The organism is Nonomuraea sp. NPDC004186 (assembly GCF_053603495.1).
Genome location: NZ_JBSGFQ010000022.1, coordinates 40,302 through 65,626 on the forward strand (window position 1 = coordinate 40,302; position 25,325 = coordinate 65,626).

General features: G+C 70.5%; 24 protein-coding genes. 14 read left to right on the forward strand and 10 right to left on the reverse strand.

Features of this window, described 5'->3' with window-relative positions; genetic code table 11:
* Positions 1 to 66 precede the first annotated feature (66 nt).
* From ACWEPL_RS19850 to ACWEPL_RS19870, 5 genes are all read right to left on the reverse strand, one after another.
* Positions 67 to 594: a hypothetical protein gene (locus ACWEPL_RS19850; RefSeq protein WP_363977861.1), complete on the reverse strand. Its 528-nt coding sequence runs from the start codon at positions 592 to 594 to the stop codon at positions 67 to 69.
* On the reverse strand, positions 591 to 1,658 hold the full coding sequence (locus tag ACWEPL_RS19855; protein WP_452437033.1) for a lytic polysaccharide monooxygenase: 1,068 nt from the start codon (positions 1,656 to 1,658) through the stop codon (positions 591 to 593). The genes ACWEPL_RS19850 and ACWEPL_RS19855 overlap by 4 nt, the downstream gene beginning before the upstream one ends.
* A 243-nt stretch (positions 1,659 to 1,901) precedes the next feature.
* Positions 1,902 to 3,155, reverse strand: a complete 1,254-nt coding sequence (locus ACWEPL_RS19860) for a serine/threonine-protein kinase (RefSeq protein ID WP_452437034.1) — start codon at positions 3,153 to 3,155, stop codon at positions 1,902 to 1,904.
* Positions 3,142 to 4,113 carry a LacI family DNA-binding transcriptional regulator gene (locus tag ACWEPL_RS19865; protein ID WP_363977870.1) on the reverse strand — a complete coding sequence of 324 codons (972 nt, stop codon included), beginning with the start codon at positions 4,111 to 4,113 and terminating at the stop codon, positions 3,142 to 3,144. The genes ACWEPL_RS19860 and ACWEPL_RS19865 overlap by 14 nt, the downstream gene beginning before the upstream one ends.
* Positions 4,114 to 4,315: 202 nt before the next feature.
* Positions 4,316 to 6,457, reverse strand: coding sequence for a transglycosylase domain-containing protein (locus tag ACWEPL_RS19870; RefSeq protein WP_452437035.1), 2,142 nt, complete (start codon positions 6,455 to 6,457; stop codon positions 4,316 to 4,318).
* Between the two features lie 297 nt (positions 6,458 to 6,754).
* On the opposite strand from ACWEPL_RS19870, the gene ACWEPL_RS19875 reads away from it, so the two are divergent.
* Genes ACWEPL_RS19875 through ACWEPL_RS19890 form a run of 4 tightly spaced genes read left to right on the forward strand, consistent with a single transcriptional unit; the run spans position 6,755 to position 10,076 of the window.
* Positions 6,755 to 8,047 carry a hypothetical protein gene (locus tag ACWEPL_RS19875; RefSeq protein ID WP_449897437.1) on the forward strand — a complete coding sequence of 431 codons (1,293 nt, stop codon included), beginning with the start codon at positions 6,755 to 6,757 and terminating at the stop codon, positions 8,045 to 8,047.
* Positions 8,044 to 9,042: a hypothetical protein gene (locus tag ACWEPL_RS19880; RefSeq protein WP_363977879.1), complete on the forward strand. Its 999-nt coding sequence runs from the start codon at positions 8,044 to 8,046 to the stop codon at positions 9,040 to 9,042. Before ACWEPL_RS19875 ends, ACWEPL_RS19880 begins: the two co-directional genes overlap by 4 nt.
* Before the next feature lie 41 nt (positions 9,043 to 9,083).
* Positions 9,084 to 9,605 (forward strand): MarR family winged helix-turn-helix transcriptional regulator, encoded by a 522-nt coding sequence (locus ACWEPL_RS19885; RefSeq protein WP_452437036.1) that lies wholly within the window; start codon positions 9,084 to 9,086, stop codon positions 9,603 to 9,605.
* A gap of 30 nt (positions 9,606 to 9,635) precedes the next feature.
* On the forward strand, positions 9,636 to 10,076 hold the full coding sequence (locus ACWEPL_RS19890) for an STAS domain-containing protein (protein WP_452437037.1): 441 nt from the start codon (positions 9,636 to 9,638) through the stop codon (positions 10,074 to 10,076).
* Here ACWEPL_RS19890 and ACWEPL_RS19895 read toward each other — a convergent pair.
* A complete protein-coding gene (locus tag ACWEPL_RS19895; protein ID WP_363977888.1) occupies positions 10,064 to 11,470 on the reverse strand; it encodes a dihydrolipoyl dehydrogenase family protein in 1,407 nt (468 codons plus the stop codon). The two genes, ACWEPL_RS19890 and ACWEPL_RS19895, sit on opposite strands and share 13 nt — an antisense overlap.
* Positions 11,471 to 11,637: 167 nt before the next feature.
* Here ACWEPL_RS19895 and ACWEPL_RS19900 point away from each other — a divergent pair, with 167 nt between their 5' ends.
* On the forward strand, positions 11,638 to 12,726 hold the full coding sequence (locus ACWEPL_RS19900) for a sialidase family protein (RefSeq protein ID WP_364245290.1): 1,089 nt from the start codon (positions 11,638 to 11,640) through the stop codon (positions 12,724 to 12,726).
* A gap of 3 nt (positions 12,727 to 12,729) precedes the next feature.
* Here ACWEPL_RS19900 and ACWEPL_RS19905 read toward each other — a convergent pair whose 3' ends face one another.
* Positions 12,730 to 14,235 carry an IucA/IucC family protein gene (locus ACWEPL_RS19905; protein ID WP_452437038.1) on the reverse strand — a complete coding sequence of 502 codons (1,506 nt, stop codon included), beginning with the start codon at positions 14,233 to 14,235 and terminating at the stop codon, positions 12,730 to 12,732.
* Between the two features lie 81 nt (positions 14,236 to 14,316).
* Between ACWEPL_RS19905 and ACWEPL_RS19910 the strand changes: the two genes are divergently transcribed.
* Genes ACWEPL_RS19910 through ACWEPL_RS19930 form a run of 5 tightly spaced genes read left to right on the forward strand, consistent with a single transcriptional unit; the run spans position 14,317 to position 19,007 of the window.
* The gene (locus ACWEPL_RS19910) at positions 14,317 to 15,852 is read left to right on the forward strand and encodes an IucA/IucC family C-terminal-domain containing protein (RefSeq protein ID WP_452437039.1); all 1,536 of its coding nucleotides are present in this window, start codon (positions 14,317 to 14,319) and stop codon (positions 15,850 to 15,852) included.
* A gap of 54 nt (positions 15,853 to 15,906) precedes the next feature.
* Positions 15,907 to 16,422, forward strand: coding sequence for a SigE family RNA polymerase sigma factor (locus tag ACWEPL_RS19915; protein WP_449897456.1), 516 nt, complete (start codon positions 15,907 to 15,909; stop codon positions 16,420 to 16,422).
* The gene (locus ACWEPL_RS19920) at positions 16,419 to 17,612 is read left to right on the forward strand and encodes a hypothetical protein (protein WP_452437040.1); all 1,194 of its coding nucleotides are present in this window, start codon (positions 16,419 to 16,421) and stop codon (positions 17,610 to 17,612) included. Before ACWEPL_RS19915 ends, ACWEPL_RS19920 begins: the two co-directional genes overlap by 4 nt.
* A gap of 37 nt (positions 17,613 to 17,649) precedes the next feature.
* Positions 17,650 to 18,228, forward strand: a complete 579-nt coding sequence (locus ACWEPL_RS19925) for a TetR/AcrR family transcriptional regulator (protein WP_355193694.1) — start codon at positions 17,650 to 17,652, stop codon at positions 18,226 to 18,228.
* A 20-nt stretch (positions 18,229 to 18,248) separates the two neighbouring features.
* Positions 18,249 to 19,007 carry an SDR family NAD(P)-dependent oxidoreductase gene (locus ACWEPL_RS19930; RefSeq protein ID WP_363977906.1) on the forward strand — a complete coding sequence of 253 codons (759 nt, stop codon included), beginning with the start codon at positions 18,249 to 18,251 and terminating at the stop codon, positions 19,005 to 19,007.
* Between the two features lie 4 nt (positions 19,008 to 19,011).
* On the opposite strand, the gene ACWEPL_RS19935 is transcribed toward ACWEPL_RS19930, so the two are convergent.
* Together ACWEPL_RS19935 and ACWEPL_RS19940 are read right to left on the reverse strand one after the other, a co-directional pair.
* Positions 19,012 to 19,230 carry a hypothetical protein gene (locus tag ACWEPL_RS19935; RefSeq protein WP_452437041.1) on the reverse strand — a complete coding sequence of 73 codons (219 nt, stop codon included), beginning with the start codon at positions 19,228 to 19,230 and terminating at the stop codon, positions 19,012 to 19,014.
* Positions 19,227 to 19,670, reverse strand: coding sequence for an ATP-binding protein (locus tag ACWEPL_RS19940; protein ID WP_452437042.1), 444 nt, complete (start codon positions 19,668 to 19,670; stop codon positions 19,227 to 19,229). Before ACWEPL_RS19940 ends, ACWEPL_RS19935 begins: the two co-directional genes overlap by 4 nt.
* A gap of 175 nt (positions 19,671 to 19,845) precedes the next feature.
* On the opposite strand from ACWEPL_RS19940, the gene ACWEPL_RS19945 reads away from it, so the two are divergent.
* The 3 genes from ACWEPL_RS19945 to ACWEPL_RS19955 all read left to right on the forward strand — a co-directional run bounded on the left by ACWEPL_RS19945 (position 19,846) and on the right by ACWEPL_RS19955 (position 21,436).
* A complete protein-coding gene (locus tag ACWEPL_RS19945) occupies positions 19,846 to 20,640 on the forward strand; it encodes a helix-turn-helix domain-containing protein (protein ID WP_452437043.1) in 795 nt (264 codons plus the stop codon).
* Entirely contained in the window at positions 20,627 to 20,851 is a 225-nt protein-coding gene (locus tag ACWEPL_RS19950) for a DUF397 domain-containing protein (protein WP_397224414.1), read from the forward strand. The genes ACWEPL_RS19945 and ACWEPL_RS19950 overlap by 14 nt, the downstream gene beginning before the upstream one ends.
* A gap of 219 nt (positions 20,852 to 21,070) precedes the next feature.
* Positions 21,071 to 21,436: a DUF2809 domain-containing protein gene (locus ACWEPL_RS19955; RefSeq protein ID WP_452437044.1), complete on the forward strand. Its 366-nt coding sequence runs from the start codon at positions 21,071 to 21,073 to the stop codon at positions 21,434 to 21,436.
* Between the two features lie 101 nt (positions 21,437 to 21,537).
* Here the strand turns inward: ACWEPL_RS19955 and ACWEPL_RS19960 are convergent, their stop codons facing one another.
* Positions 21,538 to 23,052, reverse strand: coding sequence for a golvesin C-terminal-like domain-containing protein (locus ACWEPL_RS19960; protein WP_355193707.1), 1,515 nt, complete (start codon positions 23,050 to 23,052; stop codon positions 21,538 to 21,540).
* A 322-nt stretch (positions 23,053 to 23,374) separates the two neighbouring features.
* Here ACWEPL_RS19960 and ACWEPL_RS19965 point away from each other — a divergent pair, with 322 nt between their 5' ends.
* Positions 23,375 to 25,318, forward strand: coding sequence for a family 10 glycosylhydrolase (locus ACWEPL_RS19965; RefSeq protein WP_363977924.1), 1,944 nt, complete (start codon positions 23,375 to 23,377; stop codon positions 25,316 to 25,318).
* The last annotated feature ends 7 nt before the right edge of the window (positions 25,319 to 25,325 follow it).

The window sequence follows — 25,325 nt, forward strand, 5'->3', positions numbered from 1 at the left end:
CACGACACCATCCCGCCCGGATGGGACGGACGCGGCCGGTACCTCCAGCCGGCCGCGTCCGTTGTATTACTTGGCTTGGGTCTTGACGGCCTCGGCGAAGCGCTCGCGGGCGGCGTCGATCGCCGATTCGTCCTGGAACTCGGCGAAGGCCGCCTCGTGGTAGCGGGCCGGGATGAGCCGCTTGACGCGGTCCGGATAGCCCACGCCCGGCTCCGGCACCCGGACCAGGGGAGGGATGCCGACGCGCACCGCGATCGGGCCCGCGGCCCGTACGGAGGTGGCCCAGTCGGTGCCCGCGCCGGTGATCGCGCACATGTGGCGGGCGTAGACCCACTTCACCTCGACGAGGGAGGTCGCGTCGGGCGGATCGAACCCGAAGGGCTCCACGGCGCACACGACGCGCGAGTCGAAGTCGTGGCCGTGCGCGTGGTGCTCGTCGGGCGAGGACTGTTCGAGGATGAGCGTCACCTGGGCGGCGAGCTCCTGGTTCAGCTGGGATGACGGCTGGCGGGCGGCGAAAAACATCACCCCGGCCAGGGTCAGGCTGGCCAGGGTGACGAGTGCCGCGGCAAGCCCGCGACGTGATTTGATCACGGGCTGGTGCAGGTCAGGGCCGGGGCCGGGTTGGGGATCGAACCGGTGGCGTTGAAGCCGAACGAAGTGGTCGCGTTCGGCGCGAGCTGCCCGTTGTAGGTGGCGTTCTTGACCACCACGTTGGGCGGTTGCCCGGACAGCACGCCGTTCCATGGCGAGCCGTCGAAGCCCTGGCCGCCGGAGTAGGTCCACTTGACCGACCAGCCGTTGATCGACGAGGTGCTCGTGTTCTTCACGGTCACCTCGCCCTGGAAGTGGCCGGCCCAGCCGGTGTCCGTGGCCTTCCACGTGGCGGTGCAGGCGCCCGGGTTGGCCGTCGGCGTGACCGTCGGCGTCACCGTCGGGGTGGCGGTGGGGGTGCCCTGGCCGGGGCCGACGCCGGTGACCTCGCCCTTGCCGCCGTCGAAGACGACGTCGGAGCAGCTGTAGAAGTTCTCGTTGCTGTCGGAGCGGACCCACATCGTGTAGATGATGTGCCGGCCGGTCTTGCCGGACGGGAGCTGGGCGTTCCAGTAGTAGTAGTTGAGCGCGCCGGCGGGTCCGGTGTCCGGCGGGTTGGTGGCGCTGCCGAACGACTCCAGGTCGGACCACTTCAGCGGCCCGTTGGGGTTCCAGCCGTTCTTGGTGACGTAGTAGTTGAAGACGCCGGGGTGCTTGGCCCAGTTGCTGTGCCGCATCTGGATGGTGGCGCCCGAGGTCAGGTGGGTGAGCGGCCAGTCGCTGCGCACCGCGTTGTAGGCCGAGAAGTCGTAGGGACCGCCGGTGCCGCCGCTGCAGAGCTGCCCGTCGGGGATGAACCCGGTGGTCCGGCCCCCGCCGTCGGAACGCAGCACCGCGAACCAGTTGTACAGCGGGGTCGTGCCGCTCTGCGCGACGGCCGCCGCGCACGCGGGGTTGTAGGGGATGATCTGGCCGTTCTCCCGCAGGCCGTCCTGCCAGCACAGGAACGTCCTCGCCGCGGGGAACATCGACACCCCGTGCGCCAGTGCCTGCGTGGGCACCATCAGGACAGTCGTGATCAGAACCATGACGGCGGTGATCGCCGCCGACTTGAATAACCTCATGGGGATTCCCTTGCGCTGACGAATGAGGAAACCTGCCCACGAGCAGCCCGCCCGGCCAGCGCATTGAATCACGCCCCGCACGACGTCGACAACGCGCTGTGAAAGTTTCATTCGATCTTGGTCATAGCCGGTTGCAGGCGCTAGTCTGGGAGCGCTCCCATCAGGGGATGTGGCACGCGGCGTGCTTTGCGAGGGGTACGGACCGCGTATTGAGGGGTACGGCGGGTGCTGCCGTACCCCTCCTCAATCACGATCCAGCGCGGCGTCGATGTCGTCGAGCCTGGCCTGCAGCTCGCTCAGGCAGGCGGGCGCGAGCCGCCCCTCGCCGAAGCGGTCGGACAGCTTCTGGCGCAGGTTGTCCGTCCTCGACACCGACGGGCCGTGCGGTCCCACCGCGGCGTGCAGCACCTGTTTGAGGTCCAGCACCACGTCCGCGTCGGTCGCGCCGCACGGCGTCCTGGCCTCCAGCACCGTGTTGAAGCCGTCCACGGCCTGCTCGACGGTGGCGGCCGTGGCCGGCGTGCTCTCGATCAGCCTGGCGGTCGGCGGTGCCTTGACCGTCACCTCCGGCTGCGGCTTCTGCTGCTCCTGCTGGAGTCCCGTCTGCTGGAACCACAGCAGGGCCGAGAGCGCGACGGCCGCCGAACCGGCGACCGTGAGGCCACGTCTGACGTGCCGCCCGAGGGTCGCCGCGCTCAGCGCGGAGGTCAGCGCCGAGACGATCTCGGCCGCGGTCGGCCGCCGGTCCGGCCGGTCCGCCAGGCAGCGCTGGCAGAGCGTGGCCACGGAGTACGGCACACCGGCGACGCGGGGCGGGGGATACGTCCTGCGCGCGGCCTCGATCTCCTCCCACGTCGTCTCCGGGTACGGCGTCCGCCCGGTGAGCATGGTGTGCAGCAGCACGCCGAGGGCGTACACGTCGACCGCGGGATGGGTCGGCGCGCCGAGCAGCCGCTCGGGGGCGACGTAGGGAGGGGTGCCGCGGTCGTCGTCGGGGTCTCCGGCCCAGGCCGCGATGCCGAAGTCGAGCAGCTTGGGCCCGTCGGCGGTGAGCAGCACGTTCTCGGCCGTGACGTCCCGGTGGACCAGGCCGCGGGCGTGCCCGGCCATCAGGACCCGGGCCAGCCGCAGCGCGATGGCCGCCGCCTCGGTCCACGGCAGCGGCCCCTGCTCGATGCGCTCGGCCAGCGGCATGCCGTCGAGCAGCGGCATCACCACGTAGGCGGCGACGCCGCCGTTCGTGGTGACGGTCTCGCCGTAGTCGTAGATGTCGATGGAGTCGGGGTGGATGAACCGGGCGGCGGCGCGCGCCTCGCTGCGGGCGCTCATGCGCTCGCCGCCGCCGGCATGAAGTGAGGCGGTGAGCACCTTGACGGCGATCATCCGGTGCAGCGACTGGTCGAAGGCACGCCAGATGACCGACATGCCCCCGCGGGCCAGCGGATCCAGCAACAGATACCTGCGGGCCAGTATGTCCCCCGGCTCAAGCCGACTCACGGACGACCAGTTCCGTAGGGAGTATGGGGTCGATCCCCGCGGCCCCCGTCAGGAGCAGCCGGGTGGCGACGGTGGCGAGCTCCTCGACGGGCTGGCGGATGGTGGTCAGGGCCGGGACGGTGTGCCTGGCGACCGGGGCGTCATCGAACCCGATCACCGCCACGTCCGCCGGCACCTTGCGCCCGGCCCTGCGCAGTGCCTGGATCGCGCCTGCCGCCATCAGGTCCGAGGCGACGAAGACGGCGTCCAGACCTGGGGCGTGGCGTAACAGCCACTGCATGGCGTGGGTGCCGGAGGCCGCGGTGAAGTCCCCGTAGGCCACGGGAACGTCGGGTGCGCCCGCCGCCTGCAGGGTGCGTACCAGGCCTTCTAATCGGTCGCGCGCGCCGGGTAAGGACGGTGGTCCGCCGATGGCGGCGACGTTGCGGCGGCCGGATAACAGGAAGTGTTCCGCCGCCTGGCGGCCGCCGTCGAGGTTGTCCACGTCGGCGTACGGGAGTTTGAGATCGTGTGGCGGGCGGCCGATGTTGCGCACGGGGACGCCCGAGGTGGACAACTTGATCGCCAGGGGGTGCCGCTCGCGCGCGCCCACGATCAGCACCGCGCCGGACAGCACCGGCAGTACGGACGACGTGGGCGTGACGGTGGTCACCATGAGATGGGTGCCGTGTTCGGCGATCACGGCCCCTGCGGCGGACAGGAGCCGTGCGTAGTAGGGTTCGGAGAACAGGCGTGGGAGGTGGTCGCAGATCACCGCCGTGACGCCGTCGGCCATGGTCTTGGCGGCCGTTCCCCGGGGGGCTCGTTGGCGGACGTATCCCATGCGGGACACGGCGTCGTAGACTTGCCGGCGGGTCGAGGTACTGACCCGCACCGAGCCCGTGAGGACTCGAGATGCGGTCGCGGGGGAAACCCCTGCAGCGGCCGCCACCTGTGCCAGTGTGGGCTGCTCGGTCATGGAGCACCTCGCGGAAAAGATCCTGGGAGCGCTCCCACGTTACCAATGTTTCGGCGCTGTTAATAGGGCCTTTGCTGGGAGTGCGTCCCACTGTGCGGACGCACTCCGAATTTGCTCAGCTAGAGGCCCTGATAACCAACAGTTGTTTTTGTGCCGAACGTTGATCGCGCAATATTTGCGTGTCTGATTTCGCCCTATCCGGTCATTGAGTCACGTTGGTGCCGATCTCTGCCTCGTCGAGGCCCCCGTCCGTGTCGTCCGGCTGGGGGCGCACCGGCTGCTGGGGCTGGCAGCTCGAACCGCAGCCGCCGAAGCGCGCGGTGTTCACCGGGGTGAAGTCCGTCGCCGGGATGCCCTTGAGCGCGGACAGCATGGTGTCCTTCCAGATCGGGCCCGGGATGGAGGCCCCGAAGACCGAGGGGTAGTACCGGCCGCCGATGGTGATGCGGTTCAGCTTGTGCGTCACCGCGCCGCGCGGGTCACCGATGCTGACCGCTCCCGCGAGGTCGGGGGTGAACCCGGCGAACCAGGCGGTGGACTGCTCGTCCGTGGTGCCGGTCTTGCCGGCGGCCGGTCGGCCGATGCCGCCGACGCCCTTCATGGTGCCCTTGGTGAACACGCCGGAGAGGATGCTCGAGGCGGCGTCCGCGACCTCCGCGTCGAGCGCCTGCTTGCACTTGGGCTTGTAGTTCGTGACCTTGCCGTCGCGGTCCTTGATCGAGGAGATGGCCATCGGCTCGCAGTACTTGCCGCGCGCGCCGATAGCGGCGTACGCGTTGGCCACGGTCACCGGGTCCATCTCGTTGATGCCGAGCGTGAACGTCTCGAACTCCTGCAGGTCCTGCCCGTCGGAGCGCTCGATGCCCAGCGACTTGGCCGTCTTGACCACGTTGCACAGGCCCACCTTCTGCTCCAGCGCCATGAAGAAGGTGTTGACCGAGCCCCAGGTGCCGGTGGCCAGCGACTTGAAGCCACCGCCGCCGCCCTCGGCGTTGGTGACGGTGAAGCTGGGCTCGCCCATGTTCTGGCCCTTGCAGTTCTTGAACGACCAGAAGGCCGGAGCGCGGTAGCCGCTGCCCACCGAGATCCCGTCGTTGATCTTCATTCCCTGCTTGAGGGCGGTGAGCAGGGTGAACGTCTTGAACGTCGAGCCGGCCTGGAAGCCGGTGCCGCCGCCGTGCACCGCGTCGGCGACGAGGTTGTAGGACATCTCGTTCTTGCGCTTGTTGGTGCCGTACTTGCGGCTGGCGGCCATGGCCTTGATCGCGCCGGTGCCCGGCTGGACGAGCGCCTCGGAGGCGACCGGGTTGTCGGAGGCGAACACGTGCTTCTTGATCGCCTGCTCGGCGGCCTTCTGCATCTTCGGGTCGAGCGTGGTCTGGATGGTCAGGCCGCCCCGGTTGAGGAACTGGGTCCTGGCCTTCTTCGTCTTGCCGAAGTCCTTGTTGCTGAGGATCTCGTTGCGGACGTACATGCAGAAGTACGGGTAGTCGCTGGCCTCGCAGCCACCGGGCAGCGGGGTGCCCTTGTAGCCGAGCTTGGTCTTCTTGGCCTCGGCGGCCTGCTCCGGCGTGATCTTCTTCAGCTCGGCCATCCGGTCGAGCACGACGTTGCGCCGGAAAAGCAGCCGCTCCTTGAACTCCTTGCCCCGGCTGGGGTCGGTCTGGAGCGGGTCCTGCACGGCGCCGGCCAGGGTGGCGGCCTGGGACAGGGTCAGGTCGGCGGCCTTGACCCCGAAGAAGCGCTTCGCGGCCGCCTCGATGCCGTAGGCCCGGGCGCCGAAGTACGCGATGTTCAGGTATTTCTCGAGGATCTCGTTCTTGGTGTACTTCTCCTCGATCGCCATCGCGTAGCGCAGCTCGTTGAGCTTACGGGCGTAGCTGGCCTCGAGGGCCGCGTTCTTCTCCTTGGTGGTGCTCGCCGAGTTGAGCAGCACCTGCTTGACGTACTGCTGGGTGATGGACGAGCCGCCCTGGGCGATGCCGCCCGAGGTGAGGTTCTTGGCCAGGGCGCGGACGGTGCCCTCGATGTCGATCGGGCCGTGCTCGTAGAAGCGGTAGTCCTCGATCGAGATGATGGCCGTCTTCATGATCTCGGCGATGTCGTCGAGCTTGACGTTCTCGCGGTACTCCTCGTAGAACGTCGCGATCGGCTTGCCCGTGGAGTCGAGCACCGTCGTCTTCTCCGCGAGGGGCGGCTCCTTGAGGTCCCGCGCCTTGAGGCCTAGGTCCTCGGATGCCGAGACGAACATCGCTCCGGTGCCTCCGACCGCGGGCAGTGCGATGGCCGCGGCCACTACACCGGCCGCTGCCGCCGCCCCGGTCAGGCGCGCGATACTCGACAAACGGGAACCCATGGTTGTAAAACCTCCCCCTCGTGGCATTAGGGTGCATCCTAAACCCCGCCATGACGTGCTCTCGGTAAAAGCTTGGACGCCGCATGGGGCAGTTTTGTTCGCGCGGGAAGCGGGATTTTTCCGGCTCTGGCGTCGTTACGCCGGATCGTGCCGGGTGGGGCGCCTGTGGCGCCTGTGACGATCTTCAGTTTCTGCCAGGTGCGGGCAAAGAAGCGTGTTGACGCGCGGGTGATCGTCCGCCCGTCTGGCAATGTCTGTTTCCTGCCGGTCATGGTGGGGGGACTTATGCGTCGTGCCGGAGATGGCGAGCATTTCGATCGGTTGCTCGCCGCTGCGAGGACATATTGGGGCGAGAGCCCCAGCGGTGAGAGCTGCGTCGTGGCCGAGGCGTTCGACCAGGACATCAGAGTCGTGGTACGGACGCTCATGGTCGCGAAGGCGGTCTGCGAGCTGCTCTCCGCGCGGCTGTTCGCGCTGGTCGAGCCCGAGTGGCGGAGGCTGGCGGAGATGTTCGGGGCCGAGGGGGACGGGCGGCCGCGGGTGCCGCCGGCCGCGCTGGTCACCAGCCGGGCGGATCCGTACGTGATCAGGGACATCCCGGTCGTGCACGTCCACGGGACGGGGTCGCTGAAGGCGTACGCGATCTTCCCCGACCAGGGGCCCTGCTCGTTCCGCGAGGAGCTGCCCGCCAGGGTCGGCGCGTTCTTCGAGCGGCACGTCTGGCCGTACCGGGACACGATCAGGCCGGGCGCGGAGCGGACGGCCTGGCGGGCCAAGAGCGGCTACCAGATCCGCACGGAGACCGAGCGGAACCAGCTGCGCGACTACGGCTGCGCCCGTCTGGGCCTGGACCCGCGGCGGCCGACCATCGCGGTCTTCGGCCACACGCCGGGCGAGGACACCGAGCTGTTCCAGTCGACGGTGGACTTCGCCTCGTCGGATCCGTCGGCGAACTGGCTGTTCCTCGACCCCGTCGGCTACCCGCACTCCCGGGTGAGGTGCGTGACGGGAGCCCTGTCCACGAACCTCCTGTGGAGCATGGCGGACGTGTGCGTCACGTTCGGCGACAGCGACCTGCCCGCGTTCGGCATCCCGGTCGTCCAGGCGGGCTGGTCGGTGGGGAGCGCCTGCGGCGGCACGCACGTGGCGCGCGACCCGTCGGACATCCGCCTGTGGCTGGACGAGGCCATCGCCAAGCACGAGAAGGGCGAGTCCATCCTGGAGCCCGAGCAGCGCGACCGCGCCCGCCTGTGGCTCTGGCTGCGCCGCTGCGGCGCGGACGTGCCCACCCAGCTCCTGCCGCACTGGGAGTACGGCGTCGACTACGCGCGGGCGCTGGCCGTGAACCTGTGGCACGTGGAGCGCGACGGCGACCCTCTCTACAGCGCGGTCGCCCGCATGTGGACCAGGCGCGAACCCATGCTCACGCGGTTCGACTTCCACGACCCGGCGGGGCCGTTCATCAGGAACGCCTTTGACCGGTTCCCGCGGTTCGGCGATGTCGTCCGCACCGACGAAGACCCCATGAGCAGCTTCCACGAGCCGGAAGAGTCGTCATTCACGAGGAGCACCCCATGAGCACCCCAGGATCCGCCACCGAGCTGGACCAGCTGATCCTCCCCGCGATCCCGCCCGTCCACGTGCGCAGCGGCCAGATCGCCGCGCTGCAGGTGACCGACAGGCTGCAGCGCGGCAGTTCGATCGTGGGCAGGTTCGAGACCTCGGGGCTGGCCGGGTTCAAGGTCTCGGCGCAGGGGCGCGCGCTGCGGGTGCTGGTGTCGCTGTCGACCGACGATCGGTCCGTGAGCGGCTGGGACGCCGGCAAGACCGACCTGGTCGGCCTGCAGCCGCGCCTGGTGCAGGTGCGTTCCCAGGGGCGGCTGCGCCAGTGCGTGCTGCTCAGGGGCCGGCGGGCGCACGCCCAGGTGGCCTTCGACCTGACGGCGGAGGAGATCCCCGACGACGGGCTGATCTGCGTCGAGGTGCTCGACATCGCGGAGGGCGAGGGGGTCAGCGAGGAGGTCCGCCAGGCCGTGTCGGGGCACGTGGTGGCCGACGGCGTGGCCGGGCTACGGCTGGACAAGGTGGTGTTCGAGGAGCCGCCGGCGGTGGACTTCGACCCCGACACGCTCGACGGGTTGCGCTGCGAGGTGTCCTCGCTGATCAGCGCGGGCGGCCTGGCCAACCGCAACCGGCAGGGCACGCGCGTGCTGCGCGCGGGCATGTTCGTGGTCAACCCGGTGCTGAAGGACACGTTCGGGTCGAGTGGCCGCCTCACGCTCCGGCTGGGCACGAAGGCGGAGCCGGCCAGCCTCATCCCCGCGACCTGGCGGCGGGTCAACAGCGAGTGGCGCTGGATGCGGCACGCCACCAGGAAACTGCTGGGCATCGCGGCGCCGCCGGTGGAGCGGGTCATCAGCATCAGGGACGGGGACCTGGGGCTGCCCGAGCTGCGTACGGACGGCAACGTCACCGAGCTCACGCTGCCCAGCCCCACGAACTCGCCGTACCTGGTGATCATGGGTCAGTGCCTGGGCGCGGTGCCGACGCTGGAATCGGGCGCCACGCACTAGTACGGGCGTGAACTATCCCTGCTCGAATAAAATCCTGGGTCATGGACGACGCGGTCGAAAGGATCCTCGGGGAGTGGCGGCGCGAGCGGCCTGATCTCGATCTGACGGCCATGGGCGTCTTCGGGCGGCTCACCCAGGTGATGCGGGTCCTGGAGCCGCGGGTCGACCGGGTGCTCACCCGGCGCGGGCTGCGGCAGGGGGAGTTCGACGTGCTGGCCGCGCTGCGCCGGGCCGGCCCGCCGTACACGCTGATCCCTTCGGAGCTGTCGGCGGTGCTGATGATGTCGCGGGCCGGGATGACCAACCGGCTCGACCGGCTGGAGGCGGCGGGGCTGGTCGAGCGCAGCCTCGACCCCGCCGACCGGCGCAGCTTCCACGTCCGGCTGACCGGCGAGGGCCTGCGGACCATCGACGAGACGCTCACCGAGCACGCCGCCAACCTGGCCCGCCTGGCCTCCCCGCTCACCTCCGAGGACACCGAGACGCTCGCCGCGATCCTGCGCAAGCTGCTGGACGGGCCGCTCGGCAACCCGGAGCTCCCAAAAAATCGCGAAAATCCGTGATATCCCCGCTCAGGGGGAAGTCGTTTTTAGGTGAGGAACGGCTTGTACATCGAGACGATCCGGCACCTCCATTGCACGGTCCTGCGCGCCGGCGGCGAGCTTGACCACGCGGGCCGGGTCCGCTTCAGCGCCTGCATCGACGCGGTGTGGGGCTGGAGTGCGGGGCCCGTGCTCGTATTCGATCTTGCTGATCTGGATTTTTACGACTCGTCCGTCATTGGGGTGCTGGCGATGGCGATGCAGCGGATGGAGGAGCAGGGGAGCGGCCGGATCATCCTGGTCCGGCCGTCGGACCACCTGCTGTCAGTGCTGCGGCTCACGGACCTGCTGTCGCGGGTGGAGCTGCGGGAGAGCGTCGAGGAGACGGTGGCCGAGCTGATGCTGGACGGCTCGGCCCGCGGCTCGCCGTCGTCCCAGGACCCCCGCCTCTCGACCCCCGCCCCTGACTCCTCCGGGCGTCAGAGGCCGTAAGCCTCCAGCAGGCGCAGCCACACCTCGCTGACCGTCGGGAAGGACGGGACGGCGTGCCAGAGGCGCTCCAGCGGCACCTCGGCCGTCACCGCGATCGTGGCGCTGTGCAGCAGCTCGGCCGTGCCCGGCCCGACGAACGTGACGCCGAGCAGCACCTTCCTGTCCTCGTCCACCACGGCCCTGGCCCGGCCGCGGTAGCCGTCACCCATCAGGTACGCCCCGGTGACCGAGCCCAGCTCGTAGTCCACCACGCGCACCCGGAACCCGTCCTCCCGGGCCACCGCCTCGGTCCTGCCGACCGCGCAGACCTGCGGGTCGGTGAAGACGACCTGCGGCGCGCCGAACCCGTCGGCCAGATCCCGCATCGCGGGCAGCTCGTCGCCACGCGCCCGCGCGGCGATCACGTCACCGCAGATCCTGGCCTGGTACTTGCCCATGTGGGTGAGCAGCGCGCGCCCGTTGACGTCGCCGACCGCGTACAGCCAGCCGTCGGGGACGCCGGTCGCCCGCATGCTGTCGTCCACCTCGACGTACTTCCCGTCGGCCAGACCGATCGTGCCCAGCCCGATGTCGCCGGTCGCGGGCCGGCGGCCGGTCGCGACCAGCAGCTCGTCGGCCTCCACCGGGGGCCCCTCGGGCAGGTGGACCGTCACCTTCCCGCCGGGCTCGGGGCGCTCGATCCTGACGGCGTCGGTGCGGGTGCGCACCTCGATGCCCGCCTCCGCGAACGACTCGGCCACCAGCTCTCCCGCGAACGGCTCCATCCTGGCCAGCAGCCCGCCGCCGCGCACCAGCACGGTCGTCTGCCGCGCGCCGAGCCCGTGCATGGCCTGGGCCATCTCGCAGGCGACCACGCCGCCGCCGAGCACGACCAGCCGCTCGGGGACGGCGCGGGCCGCGGTCACCTCATGGCTGGTCCAGGGCTCCGCCTCGACCAGCCCGGGAACCCGGGGGAGGGCCGCCGTGCTGCCCATGGCCAGGACGACGGCCTGCCGGGCCGTCAGCACCCGCTCGCCGCCGTCCTCGGTGGTGACGCGTACGCGCTTGGGGCCGTCGAGCCGCCCGTGCCCGCGTACGAACTCGGCCGGCACGCTCTCGATCCACCCGACCTGCCCGGAGTCGTTGTAGTTCGAGACGGTCTCGTCGCGCCGGGCCAGCACGGCCTCCACGTCGACGGGCCCCAGCGACAGCCCGGGGACCCGCGCCACCTCGCCCATCAGGTCGACCGGCCGCAGCAGCGCCTTGCTCGGAACGCAGGCCCAGTAGGCGCACTCGCCGCCGGCCAGCCGCTCCTCCACGATCGCCGCGGTCAGGCCGCCGCGGACGGCCCGGTCCGCGACGTTCTCACCGGCGGGACCGGCACCGATCACGATGACGTCGAACTCGTCAGCCACCACGCCTCCAGGAGCACTCGCTTATGAGGTGAACTCTTTCATGCCGCCGGCCCGGCCATGCCGGGGACCGGCCGGTTGGACGCCCCCTCTGTCCCTTACATCCCTCCTCCACCGCCCGTCACACTCGTCTTCACGTCTCGTTCACCCGGCGGCCGTAGCGTGCCCGCATGGCGGATCGTTACCCGACGTCAGTGCCGTACCGGCAGCGGACGGACGGCTACAACACGTACCGGATCCCCGCGGCGGTGGTGACGAAGGCGGGCACCGTGCTGGCGTTCGCGGAGGGGCGGCACGCCTCCGCCGGGGATTCCGGCCACATCGACGTCGTGCTCAGGCGCTCCACGGACGGCGGCAGGACGTGGGGCGCGCTGCAGGTGGTCGCCACGGAGCCGCGCCGGGGCACCGCGGGCAACCCCGCGCCCGTGGCGCTGGCCGACGGCCGGATCGTGCTGGTCTTCGTCAGGCAGGGGCCGCAGGCCACCGAGGACAAGATCCGGCGCGGCCAGGTGGCGGCGGCCGACGGGCGGCGGGTGTTCGTGCAGGTCAGCTCGGACGACGGGGTCACGTGGTCGGCGCCTCGCGAGATCACCGGCAGCGTGAAGCGCTCCGAGTGGCGCTGGTACGCGACCGCTCCCGGCCACGCCGTCGCGCTGCGCAGCGGGCGGATCGTGGTCCCCGCCAACCACTCGCTGCCGCCCGGCGGGTCCGACAACGGGACCGAGGGCAAGTACAACGGCGGCCACGGGCTGCTGAGCGACGACGGCGGCCAGACCTGGCGCATCGGGTACGTCGATGACAACCCGGACGGATACGTCAACGTCAACGAGACCACGGCCACCGAGCTGCCGGACGGGCGGCTCTACCTCAACACGCGCACCGAGTCCACCGCCCCCGGCACCCGCGCCGACGCCTACTCGGCCGACGGCGGCCAGACCCTCCTGCTGCCCTTCCGGCCTCAGGCGGGGCTGGTGGGGCCGGTGGTGGAAGGCAGCACGCTGTGGTGCTCGTCGCCGGACGTGCTCCTGTTCTCGGGACCGGCCGCGCCGGACGCGCGGGCGCTGATGACCGTACGCGCCAGCGACGACCTGGGGGTGACCTGGCGGGTCGCGCACACGGTGTCGGGGCTGCCGGCGGCCTACTCCGACCTGGTCCGGGTGGACGGGGACACGGTGGGCCTGCTGTTCGAGACCGGCGACTTCGGCGCGTACGAGAGCATCGCCTTCCGCCGCCTCCCCGTCGCCGAACTCGCCCCCTGACCGTTACGCGCCGAGCGGGTTGGGCAGCCTGGTCCAGCTGTCACCGGGCGGCGCGCCCTCCAGGCGGGCGAGCAGGTGGGCCTTGACCGTGAGGTGCGGGCCGAACAGGGCCCCGCGGTCCTCGGCGCACGGGAACTCCGCGGAGCGAGCGGCCGCGGCCACGACGTCCCACAGCCGGGACTCGGCGGCCCGGTCGCCCTGGCAGAACAGCGCGATCAGGCTGCCGAAGGTGGTGCCGACGAGCCCGCCGAAGAGCTTGGCGTGCAGCGTCCCGGGGTCGTCGGTGAGCAGCCTGGCACTGACCGGCGGCACCTCGATCCCGTTGCGGGCGAGCCTGGCGGGGCTGATCCTGACGTCGGCCAGGTCGCGGTAGACCAGCCGGCGCGGGAGGCCGTCCGGGTCGAGCTCGACGAGCAGGTTCTGGCCGTGCGCCTCGAGCGCCACGCCGAGCGCCAGCAGGCCCAGCGCGTCCCTCCAGACCAGGCTGGCGAACGCGGCCAGCCAGGCCGCCGGGTCCCGCACGGTCGCGCGGGTGACGGCGCCGACGGGGATCGCGTTCCCGGTCGGCTCGCGGAGCATGGCCGACACGTCGGGGCTGTGCTCGCCGTTCACCTTCCCGGCGGCGCCGGCCAGGTAGCGGGCGATGCCGAGCCGCCCGCCCAGCCGGCCGGCCAGGGTGGAGAGCAGGTCCGACAGGTGGACGCAGTCGCGTACCGAGCCGGGGGAGATGTCCCTGACGCCGGAGGTCATCCGGGTGCTGAACGCCGTCTTGACGTGCGGGCCGCCGTCGAGGGGCGCGAGGGTCCGTACGGACATCAGCGGGCGGGCCGGGACGGCGCCCGTGACGTGTGGCCGTAGGCCCAGCGCGGGCAGGACGTGGGCGCTCTGCCAGGGGTGCACGGGGAGCAGGAGCCGGTCGCCGTCCATGAGCGCGGCCGGCCACGGGCCCGTGACCAGGCAGTCCGCGGCGGGCAGCGCGAGCAGGTCCAGGCGGACGACGGCGCGGTGCTCCGGCATGTAGGCGAGCTGCTCCGCCACGGAGACGCCGGGGCGGCTGCGGCAGCCCGGATGGTACGGATGGCCGTCCACCACGCTCTGCTCGTACTCCTCGGGCGTGACCGGGACGCGGGCGGGCTCCGCACGGGACAGCGCCAGCGAGGCCACGCTGTTGTCCAGGTCCTCGACCAGCCCGGCGGTGCCGGGCAGGCCCAGAGCGGCGAGCAGTTCGGCGGGGTGCGTGTGGGGGTGGCCGTCCAGCCAGAGCGCGGGCTCGCCCCCGAGGTCGTACGGCTCCCGCGCCGGCCCGGTGAGCACGCGGCCGTCCGCCAGCTCGACGCGGGCCTGTCCCCGCGTGCCCAGGAGCCCGGGGAGCGGTTCGTGGAGGAGGCTGCGCCAGAGACGGCCGAGTACGGCGGCCCGCGCGTCCGGGAGGGCCGCGAAGTACGCCGCCGAGAGCTCCGGGCGCACCAGGGAAAGGTCGGCCGCGAATTCCGCCTCCCAACGCCTCATAATTCCCACCATTTCCAGGAAACCCGCCCAGTAGCTACCCTGTTGGCACCAATAGGGACAAAGGGTAGGGATAAGGTCGCCATGGCACCTACCGACGGCCTTCTTCCTCTCCCGCGAGAGGCACAGACAGACGCCGCGAACCTCGCGACGACGGCACTGCTCAACTGCCTGATCCGCGAAGTGGCCCGGCCCGCGCGCGCCGGCGCTTTCCTGCTGCCCGCGACCGGCCGGCTCCTGCGCGTCGGCGGCGGGCGGTTCCCGGACCGGGCCGAGCAGCGGACGCCCGGCGGCTGGCGCCCCCTCTCCCTGGACGACCTGGTCGCGCTGACGGCCGCCGAACTGCGTGCGGGGACCGGGGTCGACAACGACACGCTGCCCGCCGAGATCACGCACAGCCGGGACGTCATGGCCGCCCTGCTGGCCGCCAGGCGGGCCGCGACGCCGCCCGCGGACCTCTACCTGCGTTCCGAACAGGCCCTCGTCGCGGGCCATCGCTACCACCCCGCGCCCAAGGCCCGCGGCGGGTCCGGTCCGGGGGCCTGGCTCCCGTACGCGCCGGAGGCGTACGCGAGCTTCGCGCTGCCGCTGTTCGGCGTGCCGGCCGAGCGGCTGGTGGAGGTGGGGGAGGCGGGCGCGCTCGACCGGCTGGGGCCGCCTCCCGGCGACGGCCTGGCCCTGCTGCCCGCGCATCCCTGGCAGGTGGAGCTGCTGGGCGGCCCGCCGCTGCGCCACGTGGGCGTCACCGGGGTCCTCGCCTCACCGACCTCGTCGATCCGTACGGTGTACCTGCCCGAGCTGGACCTGTTCTGCAAGTTCAGCCTGGACGTGCGGATCACGAACGACATCCGGCGGCTGTGGCTGCGCGACCTGAGCAGGCTGGCCGTGGTGGCCGAGGTCGTCGGGCAGGCGTTCGACGACCTGCCCGACCACGTGGCCCGGCCCGCCGTGCTGCGCGACCGCGGCTACCGCAGCGCCGAGCTGGACCGGGACGGCGGGGAGGCGCTGGCGGTGATCGTCCGCGACGGCCTGCGCGAACACGTGCGCCCGGGGCTGACGGTGCTGCTCGCGGCGGGGATCAGCGAGGGCTTCCCCGGCAACCCGCTCGACGGGCTGGGCGAGGAACTGGCGCTCGTGTGGTGGGAGCGGTACCTGGATCACGTGGTTCCCCCGCTCCTGCACGCCTATTTCCGTCATGGGGTCGTGCTGGAGTGCCATCTGCAGAACGTGCTGATCGCGGTGGACGAGCGCGGGCTTCCCGCGCAGGCCGTCTTCCGCGACCACGAGGGGGTCAAGCTCGTCGCGGAGCGGCACCCGTCGCTGAAGGGCGTCGGGGGTGCGCGGGCGTGGGAGCGGCTGGTGTACTGCCTGGTGACCAACAACCTCTGCGAGATCGCGGGAGCCCTGGCCGAGCGCCATCCGGGGTTGCGGGGGGAGCTGTGGGCACGGGCCAGGACGGTGTTCACGGGGTGCGGCAAGGATCACGGGGATCCGGACGAGTTGCGCGATCTGCTGGGCGCCACGCACATCCCCGCCAAGGCCAACCTGCTGCTGCGCTGGCTGAACGCCGGGGGCGGCGACATGCGGGCCGTCCCCGTACCCAACCCCCTGGCCCCGTGACGCATAGCGGGGTGACCGGGGGGCGTCTGAGGGGGTGACGACTAACCCCTGGAGGTGATCGTGGACGTCGCGGACGAGCAACGTTTCCGCGAGTTCGTCTCTGCGCGCTCCCCCGCACTCATGCGACTCGGGTTCCTGCTCACCGGTGGTGACCAGCACGCGGCCGAGGACCTGGTGCAGACCGCGCTGGCGAAGCTGGCGAGCCGGTGGCGGCGGGTGGACGCGCCTGAGGCGTACGCCAAGCAGATCATGTACCGCCAGCAGATCAGCTGGTGGCGGGCGAGCAGGCGGCGCGGCGAGGTGGTGCAGGCGGAGCCGCCCGAGCTGGCGGACCGGGACCTCAACCACCAGAGCGAGCTGCGCATGGTGTTGCGGTCGGCGCTGGCGCGGCTCACGGCACGGCAGCGCACCGTGCTGGTGCTGCGGTATTTCGAGGACCTGCCCGAGCAGGACGTGGCGCGGGCGCTGGGCTGTTCCGTCGGAACGGTCAGGAGCACGGCGCACAGGTCGCTGGCCCGCCTGCGCGAGATCGCCCCCGAACTGGCCAGGGAACTGGAGGCGGCCAAATGACGCGACTGCTCAGGGACACGCTGCAGGAGTGGGCCGACGAGACGAGGGTGCCGCACGATCTGGCGGACCGGGCGCTGCGGAGGCGCGCCTGGAAGCCCGTCGGCATGGCGGTGCTGGCTGTAGGACTGGTGGCGGCGATCGCGGTGTCCGCCGTGGGCCTGCGCGGCGCCGGGCCGGACGTGCGCGACCCGCAGGCCACCATGCACGCGGCCACCGGCGTCACGCTGCCCCCACGCCCGTCGCCCGCGCCGACCGACGTGCGGACCGACACGGAGCACAGCCCGCCGGTCAAGCTGATCGCCGCGGGACGCATGGCCGTGTCCGCCTACTACACCACCCGCCTGGAGCGGGTCTCGGACGACCAGCAGCGGGTGGTGTACACGTGGTCGCTGTACGACCCGCGCACCGACGGCTACGAGAAGACCTCGTGGGCCTGGGTGGACGTGGCCCCCGGGCTGCAGGTGGCCGCCGTGCTGGAGGGGGAGCTGATCAGCAAGCGGCTGGGGATCCTCGACCTGAACACCCGGCAGATCCTCAAGTGGATCGACCTGGAACACCCGGTCGGGTCGGTCGTGTGGTCCCCGGACGGCACCAAGGTCCTGGCCACGGCGTACTCCGGCTACCCGGACATCCTTCGGGGGAAGGGCGACGAGCTGGGCCACACCGGGAACAGCCCCCGTACCGGCTACTACATCGTCGACGTCGAGGCAGGCACGGCCGCCTACCACGAGCTGCCGCCGATGGCCGACGCGATGGTCACCGACGACAAGATCTTCAACGGGAACGGCCGGCAGGATCTCGGCTGGAGCCTCGACGGCACGATGCTCTGGGCGCCCACCAGCACCATGCCGGATCGCGTCTTCTACAGTCTCGATGGTCAGCGGCGCGAAGCGCCTGAAGGGGACCGGTATGTGGACTACACGGGCATCTCGGCGACCTCGCCGAACGGCCGCCTGGTCCTGGGCCGCGGCGTGCCGGCCGATCCCGTCGGGGGGCAGAAGGTGCTGCAGCTGCACGCCTGGGCCGACGACGACAACGTCCTCGCCCTGGGGTGTGCCGGGTCGTGCGAGAGCGAGTTCAACAACGGGCTGATCCTGGTGAGCGTGGACGGTCAGCGGACGACGCAGCTCAGCGCGAACCGCGACTCCGACAAGGACGGCTCCTGGCGATGGGTGCTCACTCCTAGGTAACTGGATCGATCGTTCTCGAATGTGCTAGCTTTGGGCCGTGGCGAGGAGCAAGGAGTTCGATCCCGAGGTCGCGTTGCAGAAGGCCCTGGAGCTGTTCTGGGAACGCGGATACGAGGCGACGTCGATGGCGGACCTCGTGGAGCACCTCGGGATCGCACGGGCGAGCATCTACGGCACCTTCGGCGGCAAGCGCGAGCTCTACCTGAAGGCGCTGGAGCGCTACCTGGAGCAGCACAACGTGGTCGAGCGGCTGTCCCAGCCGGGGCCCGCGCTGCCCGCCGTCCGGGCCTTCCTCGACTCGTACGTCGCGGAGTGCCTGGCCGACGAGCTGCGGCGGGGCTGCATGGTGGTGAACACGGCGGTGGAGTTCGCCACGCGCGACGCCGCCGTGTCCCGCAAGGTGACGGAGAGCTGGGCGGGGCTGGAGACCGTGCTCGCCGCCACCCTGGTCCGGGCGCGGGCCCAGGGCGAGATCCCGGCGGGGAAGGACCCGCACGCGCTGGCCAGGTTCCTGCTCGTGCTGCTGCAGGGCATCAGGGTGCTCGGCAGGGCCGACCCCGATCCGCGCCGCCTGCGCGACGCGGTCGACCAGGCCATGGTCGCCGTCCAAATTTGAGAACGATTGGTATGGAATAGATGAATCGCTTTGAAGGCAAGGTCGCCCTGGTCACCGGCGCGAGCGGCGTCCTGGGACGGGCCGCGGCGCTGGCGTACGCGGGTGAGGGCGCTTCCGTGCTGGTCGCGGGGCGCGACACGGCCAGGCTGGCCGAGGTCGTGAAGCTGATCGAGGAGCGGGGCGGGCGGGCGAGCGCGTTCGCCGTGGACATCACGCGGTCGGCCGACGTCGCCGCCATGGTCGAGGCCGCGGTCTCCCGGTACGGGGGTCTCGACGTCGCGCTCAACGCGGCCGGCGTCTTCGGCATGCTCGCGCCGCTGGCCGACTACGACGAGGACGTCTGGGACACCGCGCTCGCGGTGAACCTCAAGGGCGTGTTCCTGTCGATGAAGCACGAGATCGCCCACATGCGCGCCCACGGCGGCGGGGTCATCGTCAACGTGGCCTCCAACCTGGGTGCGCACTGGCGGCTGCCCGGGGCCGCCGCGTACGCCGCCTCGAAGGCGGGGGTGAGCTTCCTGACCCGCACCGCCGCCCGCGACCACATCGCCGACGGCGTACGGATCAACGCCGTCAGCCCCGGCCCGATCGACTCGCCCATGGCGACGCGGCCCGGCGAGACCCGGGAGGAGCGGGACGAGCGCATGAGGGGCGCGTTGCCGATCGGCCGGGTCGCCACGCCGGAGGAGGTCGCGGCGGCGGCGCTGTGGCTGTCGTCGCCGGAGTCGAGCTTCGTCGTGGGCCAGGACCACGTGATCGACGGCGGCGCCACCGCCTGACTGGTCATCCTGCTCGATCACGGGCTCTGCCCGGCAGTCCGTTCGAGTTGGCCCTGCCGCGCGTTTCCTCCTCCAGATGCTCGAACAACTCCGGCAGGGTCGCGCCGCACCGTACGTTGGACAGCGGGCTGTGCTCGGACACCAGAACGGTGCGGATGGCGATGTAGCCGCCTCCGGCGCCTTCGATGATCTGCCAGCCGGGAAATCCCCTGGTCGCCGTCACGGCACGCCCGCTGCAACGTCGGCCCACACGACGCGGTGGCCGTCCTCGGTGAGGTGCGTGCCGCAGCTGGTGCTCAGCCGGGCCACGATGCCGAGGCCGCGACCCGACTCCTCCAGGGGGCCCAACTGGCGAGGGACGAAGCGCGGCTCCGGTTCCGGAGCGCCCGGGTCGATCACCTCAAGGCGGACGAAGCCGTCGCCGAAGCCCAGCCGGATCTTGACCCAGTCGCGCCGCCTGCCGCCCGGGACGTGCTGGATGACGTTGGCCACCAGTTCGGAGACGATCTGGAGCGCGTCGGAGCGGACCGTCGGATGGCTGCCGGTGAGCCAGAGCCCGGTCGCCTGCCGCGCCTGCCACGACGTCCTGTCGTTTCGGCGCAGCGTCGTATCGCGCCATAGGACGACATCGGCGAGCTCTGCTGATGTGGTTCCTGCCCGCACAAAATCACCGCCTTTGTTCTGTTACGCCGATATTTGGCTCGGACAACACGCTGACCAGGTGTCTGGAAGCACTTCCCAGGGTGCCGCCGCCGGGCTATTTTGTAATCGGCTCGTCACAGTCCGTTTTCAGACAGACGTGCTGGCACTTGTCCGGGTCCTGCGAAAGGGCGATGACATGACGACAGAGGTTTACGGCGAGGTACTGAAAAAGGCGCGTAACTCGGCAGGTCTTTCTCAAACGGCCCTGGGAGACCTGCTCTCGTGCAGCGAGAGCCTGGTCGGCCTGATCGAGCGCGGTAAGCGGAGGCCGAGCAAGAAGTTCACCCTGGCGGCCGAGGCGGTGCTGGGGCTGAACGGGGAGCTCTTCGGGCTCCTGCCCAACACCACCGTCATGTCCACTCCGAAGTGGTTCAGCGAGTGGCCGAAGGTGGAGGAGAAGGCGCACACCATCCGAACCTGGCAACCGCTCGTGGTCCCGGGACTCCTCCAGACGGCTCGCTATGTACGGGCCATCCTCTCTGTCGCACCGTGGGCCACCGAGGAGTGGGTCGAAGCAGCCGTCGAAACGCGGCTCCGGCGACAGTCCGTGTTCGAGCGCGAGAATCCACCCATGTACTGGGCTCTGATCGACGAATGCGTGCTCCTTCGGCCGGTTGGCGGAAAGGAGGTGATGCGCGAGCAGCTGAGGCATTTGCTAAAGATGGCCGAGCGGCCCAATGTCTCGTTCCAGATCGTGCCACTGGAAGTGGGCGCCACAGCAGGTGTGCTCGGAGGCTTCGCCCTCGCCCAGGGTGACGATATGCCGGATCACGTCAGTATCGATGCCGCCGCGCAGGGCGCTGTATCCGCTCGCGAGGAGACGGTAAGGCGGGTTAACGTCATATATGACGCAATTCACACATGGGCACATCCCATACATGTGAGCCAGCAGCTAATACGTGAGGTGGCGGCAAGGTATGAAGATCAGTGACGAGTTGCGCGCTGAGTTGGACGCCGCGCAGTGGACGAAGTCCACGCTCTCCGGCCCAGACGGGGGAGACTGTCTCTACGCGGCCAAGCTGAGCGGCGACCGGTACGCGATCCGGGATTCCGAGCAGCCCGACGTCCCGCCGATGATCGTGCGCGGAGGGGTCTTCCGCGCCTTCGTGGGCGGCGCGAAAATCGGCGAATTCGACTTCTGACAAGTTGGCGGAAGCGACGCGCGCTGACATGCAGCCCGCCGCTTGGCACAGGGCGCGACGGCGTCGACGCCGATCCGCTGTTGCGGGAGATGGACGTGCCGCGCCGCTGCCGGATCCTGGCCGACGCCTACGGAATGTCAGACGTCGGCCGTTCCCGGCCGGACGAACTCTATGATCAGGTCGTCCTGATCGTTGAGATTCGGAGAAGATGTCAATCTCATGCGCCGCACCATGGTCCTTCTGGGTGGCGCCGCCCTCGCCGTCGGCGCGTTCGTCCTCTTCTACCGGGGCCCGGGACAACCGTTCGTCCGCGGTTACGTGAGCGACGTCGCCGCCACCATGCTGGTCTACGCGTTCTTGGGGCTGCTGTGGCGCACCACCGCCGCACGCCGCGCCCTGGCCACGGCCGCGATCGCCGCCGCCGTCGAGTTCTACCAAATAGTCGGCATGACCCCGCCGGGGATCGGCGGTGTCCTGGTCGGCGCGTTCCCCGACCCATGGGACCTGGTCGCCTATGCCATCGGTGTGGTCGCGGCCCTGGCCTGGGAACGCCGATCGGTCCGATCCGGTGATCAGACCGGCTGACTCTCGGACACCACCCCACCGGCACGGCATGTCGCCCTGAGACGTGAAGGTACGGCCCGCGCCCTCGCTGCGGAGAGGACGCGGGCCGTACGAGGTGATTCTCAGACCCGGCTGATGCGGACGGCGTCGGCGATGACGTAGCCCGTGCCCGAGGTCCAGCGGCTCACGCCGACGGCGTTGTACGTGCCGGCGTTGAGCGAGAAGGTGCCCAGGCTCTTCCAGGCCCCTCCGCCGGAGCGTTGGTCGACGTAGACGGTCTGGTTGCCACCCGACGCCGCCACGATGAACGGCGCCGAGCTGTTGTATCCGGGATCGTCCGGATACCAGACCTCGACCCGGTACGTGCCCGCGCTCGGGATGGTCGCCGAGTACCACGCCGGGTCGCTGGCGGCGACCGGGTCGGCGTAGCGGTAGTCGGCGCCGTAGCGCTGGCTGGAGTAGGTGGAGGTGCCCCAGTTCGCGCTGGCGGTGAACTGGCCGGAGGTGGTGTTGTCGATGGTCGTGGACCACGACGGGGTGCCGCCACCGGTCACGTAGTTCATGTACGTGGTCCAGTTCCAGTACGAGCCCGGGTCGGTGTGGGTCGCGCCCGGGACCTCGTTGTGCCCGATGATGTGGCTGCGGTCCTTCGGGATGCCGTACTTGTCGCAGATGGCCTTGGTCAGGGCCGCGGAAGCCCGGTACATCGCGTCGGTGAACCACGAGGCGTCGGCGACGTAGCCCTCGTGCTCGATGCCGATGGACCTGGTGTTGTAGGTCCAGTTGCCGGCGTGCCAGGCGATGTCCTTGTCGCGCACCATCTGGGTGATGGCGCCGTTGGAGGACTTGACCACGTAGTGGGCGGAGACCTGCGCGGCGGAGTTCTGGAACCAGGAGATGGTGCCGGCGTACGAGCCCTGGGTGACGTGGATGACCACCCGGTCGATGGCGTAGGCCGACGGGCGGCTGGAGGCGGTGTAGTTGCTGGAGCTGGCGGCCACCCACGCGGCCGGCGGGTAGTCGGGGCTGGCCACTTCGGCCTGCGCGTTCAGCTGGCGGGCCTTGGCGAGCTCGCCTCGGTCGGCGGTGACCTCCTGCGGCTTGACCTGGACGCCGCGGATGTCGATGCCGAGGCCGAGCTGCTCGTACACGGCGTCGGCGTAGAGGCGGGCCAGCTCGGGCGAGGAGGCGTTGCCGTACTTGGCCACGGCCTGGTACCAGCGCCCGGCGTCCTTCCTGGCCGTCTCGTCGAGGCCCAGACCGTCGGCGAGGGAACGCAGCACGGTCGCGCCGCCGAGGATGTTCGCCTCGTCGTCGGCCTTCAGCTTGTCGGCCGGGAGCTTGGTCAGCTCGGCGGCCTTCTCGAGCGAGTGGTTGGTCGGATTGCTGACCAGGTGCATCACGCCGTATCCGCCGCTGGCGCTGGGCTCGCCCTTGTGGCCGTCGAGGTGGGTCTCGGCGTAGGCGAGCGCGACGAGCAGGTCGCGGGGGACGTCCTGCGCGGCGGCCGCCTTGGCGAACGCCGCTTGGAGCGGGCTGTCCTTGGCCACCGCCAGGGCGGGCTGGCCTGCGGCGATGAGGAGGACGGCGAGAGTCGAGGTGGCGAGGGCTGCTAATCGCGTGCGGACGAGAGTCATGGGGGTGCTCCTCGTTGGTGATAAGCGGCGCACCGTGGGCGCGCGGAACCTGCTACCTCCGGGTGGACCGCTAGACGCGCCCACCGTATGGCACGTCTTGACATATGTCGATAATTGACATTACTCGCGTGTTAGGTGAAACTTTTCGCCCCTTTGACGGCGGTCGTCCGGTGTCGAGGCCGCCCGGGGGAAGAGGTTCGAGTGCCGCTTCAAAGAGAGCGGGCGCGCCTGACGTGGTGCGTGTTCTGCGCCCCGAGATTGGGCCCCACCGAAGCGGTGAAGACTATTGCACTTTCTTCTGAACGCGCTGAAACTTCTCTTCGTGATCGCGTTGCGCACCGCTCTGGCGGCCTTCGCCGTACTCGTCCACCTTGTGACCTCCACTTTCTCCGCCGCCGCAGCCGCCTGCACGCCTGACCCCGCCACCCCGAAACGCCAGCTCAGGGCCATGTGGATCTCCACGGTCGCGAACATCGACTGGCCCAGCGACCAGGGGCTGAGCGCGGCGAAGCAGCAGGCCGAGTTCCGCGCGTGGCTGGACATGGCCGTGCAGAAGCGGATGAACGCCGTGGTCGTGCAGATCAGGCCCACGGCCGACGCGTTCTGGCCGTCACCGTTCGAGCCGTGGTCGGAGTGGCTGAGCGGCACCCAGGGCGGGAACCCCGGGTACGACCCGCTGGCCTTCATGGTCAACGAGGCGCACGCGCGCAACCTGGAGTTCCACGCCTGGTTCAACCCGTACCGGATCGCCAACCACGCCGATCCGAACAAGCTCGTGTCCACGCACCCGGCACGGCAGCACCCCGAGTGGCGCTTCGCGTACGGCGGGAAGCTCTACTACAACCCGGGCATCCCGGCGGTACGGGCCTTCATCGAGGACGCGATCATGGACGCCGTCTCCAAGTACGACGTGGACGGCGTGCACCTCGACGACTACTTCTACCCCTATCCGGTGGACGGCCAGACCATCCCCGACGCGGGCACGTTCGCGCAGTACGGCGGCGGGATCGGCAACATCGCCGACTGGCGGCGCAACAACGTCAACCTGCTCGTGCAGGAGCTGGGCCAGCGCATCCACACCGCGAAGCCGCACGTGTCGTTCGGGATCAGCCCGTTCGGCATCTGGCGCAACTCCTCGACCGACCCCCTGGGCTCGCGCACGTCCGGGTTGCAGTCGTACGACGCGATCTACGCCGACAGCCGGAAATGGGTCAAGCAGGGCTGGGTGGACTACATCTCGCCCCAGATCTACTGGCACATCGGCTTCTCCGCCGCCGCCTACGAGGTGCTCACGGCCTGGTGGTCCGACCAGGTGCGGGGCACCGGCGTGCAGCTCGTCGTCGGCCAGGCCGCCTACCGCGCCGGGGCCTCCGGGCAGGACGCCGCCTGGCAGGACCCGGCGGAGCTGAGCGACCACCTGACCGACAACCGCCGGCATCCCGAGGTGTCCGGGGACATCTTCTTCAGCGCGAAGGACGTCAAGGCGGACCGGATCGGGTCGATCACCCGGGTGGTGAACGCCCACTACTCCAAGCCCGCGCTGCTGCCCGCCCGCGGCTCGGCGGCGGCGCCGCCCGCGCCCGCGATCACCTCGGCCACCCAGGGCTCGACCGGCGTCCAGCTCGCGTGGACGGGCTCGGGCACGTACTACGCGGTGTACCGGGTGAACGGGTTGCAGTCCACCGCGGACCCGTGCTCCTTCGCCGACGCCCGCAACCTGCTCACGACGACCCGGAAGACGTCCTTCACGGACTCGTCCGCCGCCTCCGGGGCGTTCACGTACTACGTGACCGCCCTCAACCGCACCCACCAGGAGAGCGCGCCCAGCACGGGCAAGCCCGTGGGCCAGTCCGGCGACGGGTTCAGCGTCGTGATCGACAACTCGGACGCGGGCTTCACCGCCAGCTCGAACTGGGGCACGTCCGCCTTCTCCGGGCAGCTGCACGGCGCCGACTACCGCTTCGCCAACCCGGTCTCGGCCAGCGATCCCGCCTGGTACCAGACGACCATCCCCAGCGCCGGGACCTACCGGGTGGAGGTGTGGTACCCGGCCGACTCCGGCTACAACAGCGCGACGCCGTACATCGTCGCCACCTCCGGCGGGAACCAGACGGTCACCGTGGACCAGCGCAGCGGCGGCGGGCAGTGGCGGGTGCTGGGCACGTACACGCTGGCGGCGGGCACGTACAACGTGGTCGGGGTGAGCCGGTGGACCTCGGCGACGGGCTACGTCATCGCCGACGCCGTCCGCATCACCAAGACCTGAGGTCGCC

Coding starts and splice junctions, on each gene's coding strand:
- ACWEPL_RS19885 (WP_452437036.1), top strand. CDS start 9,084: ATGGACGACGCGGTCGAAAGGATCCTCGGGGAGTGGCGGCGCGAGCGG.
- ACWEPL_RS19955 (WP_452437044.1), top strand. CDS start 21,071: ATGCGCCGCACCATGGTCCTTCTGGGTGGCGCCGCCCTCGCCGTCGGC.
- ACWEPL_RS19880 (WP_363977879.1), top strand. CDS start 8,044: ATGAGCACCCCAGGATCCGCCACCGAGCTGGACCAGCTGATCCTCCCC.
- ACWEPL_RS19905 (WP_452437038.1), bottom strand. CDS start 14,235: ATGAGGCGTTGGGAGGCGGAATTCGCGGCCGACCTTTCCCTGGTGCGC.
- ACWEPL_RS19930 (WP_363977906.1), top strand. CDS start 18,249: ATGAATCGCTTTGAAGGCAAGGTCGCCCTGGTCACCGGCGCGAGCGGC.
- ACWEPL_RS19875 (WP_449897437.1), top strand. CDS start 6,755: ATGCGTCGTGCCGGAGATGGCGAGCATTTCGATCGGTTGCTCGCCGCT.
- ACWEPL_RS19855 (WP_452437033.1), bottom strand. CDS start 1,658: ATGAGGTTATTCAAGTCGGCGGCGATCACCGCCGTCATGGTTCTGATC.
- ACWEPL_RS19900 (WP_364245290.1), top strand. CDS start 11,638: ATGGCGGATCGTTACCCGACGTCAGTGCCGTACCGGCAGCGGACGGAC.
- ACWEPL_RS19950 (WP_397224414.1), top strand. CDS start 20,627: ATGAAGATCAGTGACGAGTTGCGCGCTGAGTTGGACGCCGCGCAGTGG.
- ACWEPL_RS19865 (WP_363977870.1), bottom strand. CDS start 4,113: ATGACCGAGCAGCCCACACTGGCACAGGTGGCGGCCGCTGCAGGGGTT.
- ACWEPL_RS19945 (WP_452437043.1), top strand. CDS start 19,846: ATGACGACAGAGGTTTACGGCGAGGTACTGAAAAAGGCGCGTAACTCG.
- ACWEPL_RS19910 (WP_452437039.1), top strand. CDS start 14,317: ATGGCACCTACCGACGGCCTTCTTCCTCTCCCGCGAGAGGCACAGACA.
- ACWEPL_RS19960 (WP_355193707.1), bottom strand. CDS start 23,052: ATGACTCTCGTCCGCACGCGATTAGCAGCCCTCGCCACCTCGACTCTC.
- ACWEPL_RS19920 (WP_452437040.1), top strand. CDS start 16,419: ATGACGCGACTGCTCAGGGACACGCTGCAGGAGTGGGCCGACGAGACG.